Here is a 3,046-nt window from a genome sequence, read left to right as displayed (position 1 = left end):
CTGCCTTGCCTCTCAAATGACCTATGACATCTGCGTCAGTCGAAAATGAAGACGCCCTTGCCGATCTTGCGCTGATCGAACAGCTCGTACGCCCGCTCCGCCTCATCCAGCCGGAACTCGTTCGTGAACAGGGATTCCACGTCCAGTCCGCGCTCGGCCACGAACAGGGCGCACTCCTCCTGCTGGTTCTTGCTGAACGTCAGCGAACCGACGACGGTCTTGCGCAGCTGGATGAGTTCCTCGCTATCGAACTCGACCTTGCCGAAGACTCCGACCATGCCGACGGTCCCCCAAGGGCGGAGAGCCTGGATCGCCTGACGGCGCACGGTGGCATTGGCGCTGCATTCGATGGACTTGTCCGCGCCCTGGCCGTTGCGGGTCAGTTCGCGGATCGCGGCTACGGGGTCCTTTTCCCGCGCGTCGACAACATAGTCGGCGCCGAAGGCCTTGGCCATTTCCAGCCGCGAGGGCTCGACGTCGACGGCGATGACGCGGGCGCCGAAGGCCTTGGCCAGCATGGTGGCGCTCAGGCCCACGGGGCCCTGGCCGAAGACCGCAACCGTCTCGTCGGCGGACAGCTCCACCCTCTTGATCGCAGCGAATGCGGTCCCAAAGCCACAAGAGATGGCCGCACCGGTCTTGAACGAGAGCGAGTCGGGCAACTTGATGAGAGTGTGCGCGGGAACCTTCATGAAGTCCGCATGCCCGCCGTCGCCGTCCAGGCCGCCATAGACCTTGCGAGCGTTCGGACAGTACTGCGTAAAGCCCGAACGGCAGAATTCACAGGTGCGGCACCCGTCGTAGTGGTGGACCATGACCCGGTCTCCGACCTTGGCCTCGCTGGGTCGCACGGCCTCGCCCACGGCCTCGACCACACCGCATGGCTCGTGCCCCTCGATCACCAGCTGGGAGCCGGTGCGCTGCGGTCCGTGGAGGTGATTGAGGTCGCTCCCGCACATCCCAGAGGCCTTCATGCGGATGACGACTTCATCCGGCCCGGGCACCGGGTCCGGATACTCGCGGATCTCGAGCTTGCCTTCGCCTAGGAATACAACAGCTTTCATGTCAACGCTCCTCCTTGAGGTGAACAGTGGCGGGCAACACGGCACCCTGTTGACTAAGTCTCATATTACAGGATATCTTCAAAACATGCTCCGAGTTGTGACCCCCGGCACAGCACCAGAGGATCAACCCGCAGCCGACAGTTTCTCCTGATCGAGGCGTTCCACCCGACGTCGAGAGGGAGCGTTTCGCCAACACATATACCCCGTGTTCGCACCGTTGCACCGAACACCAATCCAAAAGGCAGTAAGACGCATGAGCGGACAATGTCGATCGAACCCGTGCGGAAGCCAGACTCCCAGCCTGGCCGATCACACTCACACCACTACCAATCCCCGCCACGCCTCCGGCATGGCACGACCGGGAGGCCTCGGCCGATGAAAACTCACGTCAACGCGGGCCTTCGGCTCGACAATCTTCCAATCAGCAAGTTCCACCGGCGCATGGTGCTGCTGGTGGGCCTAGGCATGTTCTTCGACTCGTTCGACAACACGCTCTCGTCCTCGGTGCTGGCATCGGTGCTGCCCACCCACTTCTCGACGCTCGAGCTGAACTCCCTCTTCCTCTCGGTTACGTACGCCGGCCTCGCGATCGGAGCGGCCTTCGCGGGCTGGCTCGGCGACCGGGTAGGACGCGGCTTCGCCTTCCAGTTCAGCCTCGCGATCTTCGGCGTCCTCGCCCTGGCCGCGGCGTTTGCGCCGTCGATGGAGGTGCTCATCGCATTCCGTGCCGTGATGAGCGTCGGGCTTGGAGCAGAGTACGTCATCTGCTACGGCATGATCACCGAATTCATGCCGCGCAGCCACCGCGGGCGGTACTTGGGCTATCTCGGAATCTTCGCCGGGCTCGGTGTTTCGCTCTCTTCGCTCCTGGGCTGGCTGGTCATTCCCGCGTGGTCTTGGCGCGCGATGTTCGTCATCGGTGGCGTGGGCTCCCTGGTCGCCTGGTGGTTGCGACGGAACATGCCCGAGTCCCCGCGCTGGCTGGAGTCGCGCGGGCGGCTCGAGCAGGCCGAGGCCATCCTCCAGAAGATCGAGAGGGAATCCGGCGTCTCCAACCAGACTGCAGCCGTGGCTCCAGTCGCCCCGCAGGCGGCCAGCGCTGCCGATGAGAAGCCCCAGTGGGTCCCCGTCACCGTGCTCTTCTCGCGCCCTGTCATTCGAAGGACGCTGATGGCCCTGATCCTGACCGTCATTGCCCTGAACGGTTCCTACGCCCTCACCGGCTGGATGCCCACGTTCTTCGTGAAGCAGGGGATGACCGTCTCGAGCTCCCTCGGGTTCAACGCAGCCATCATGGCTGGCTGGGTCGTGGGACCGTTCGTCTGCGTATTCATCACCGACCGCCTCGGACGGCGCAGCACGCTCATCGGGTTCGGAATCCTCGCGGCGATCTTCGCCGGCATCTATCCGTTCATGAAAGAGCCTGGGCTGGTCATCGCCATCGGCTTCCTCCTCGTCTCCGTGGTCGCGTCCTTCCTCGTCCTCGGCCTGGGAACGACCCCCGAGTTCTTCCCCACTGCCTTCCGCTTCCGCGGCGGCGGCTTCGCACAGACCGTCGGCCGGGTCAGCCTGATCTTCTCCCCGTTCGTCGTCCTGTGGCTGTTCAACAGCTACGGCATCGTCGGGGTGATCCTTACCGTCTCTGGCATGTACGTCCTCATGACGGTGCTCAACGCCGTCGCCGGGGTGGACACGTCCCGTGAGGCGCTGGCGGAGATCGCCCCGCCCGGGGACGAGTCGGACGGCGACGAAGCGGATACCGCATCTCCCCGCCCGTCGGTCTCGGGCTCCCAGGGCTGACGCCTCCGCCCATCATCCGTATGGCCAGCCGGGCCGGTGTTGCCGGTCCGGCTGGCCATCCGTGAGTTCCGGCTGGATGAGGCGGAGCGGGCGTACGAGCTGTTCGATCAGCGCAAGATCGGCAAGGGCGTCTTCATTTTCGACTGACGCAGATGTCATAGGTCATTTGAGAGGCAAGGCAG

2 protein-coding genes are annotated in these 3,046 nt (G+C 64.2%); one reads left to right on the top strand and one right to left on the bottom strand.

What is annotated here, in order from left to right; genetic code table 11:
- Positions 1–35: 35 nt before the first annotated feature.
- Positions 36–1,064, bottom strand: coding sequence for a zinc-dependent alcohol dehydrogenase family protein (locus E6A21_RS17675; RefSeq protein WP_138445484.1), 1,029 nt, complete (start codon positions 1,062–1,064; stop codon positions 36–38).
- 375 nt (positions 1,065–1,439) lie between these two features.
- Between E6A21_RS17675 and E6A21_RS17670 the strand changes: the two genes are divergently transcribed.
- On the top strand, positions 1,440–2,864 hold the full coding sequence (locus tag E6A21_RS17670) for an MFS transporter (RefSeq protein ID WP_138445483.1): 1,425 nt from the start codon (positions 1,440–1,442) through the stop codon (positions 2,862–2,864).
- The last annotated feature ends 182 nt before the right edge of the window (positions 2,865–3,046 follow it).

The sequence above is a fragment of the Sinomonas susongensis genome (assembly GCF_005877005.1).
Taxonomy (GTDB): Bacteria; Actinomycetota; Actinomycetes; order Actinomycetales; family Micrococcaceae; genus Sinomonas; species Sinomonas susongensis.
This window is presented reverse-complemented; position numbering and strand designations above follow the sequence as displayed.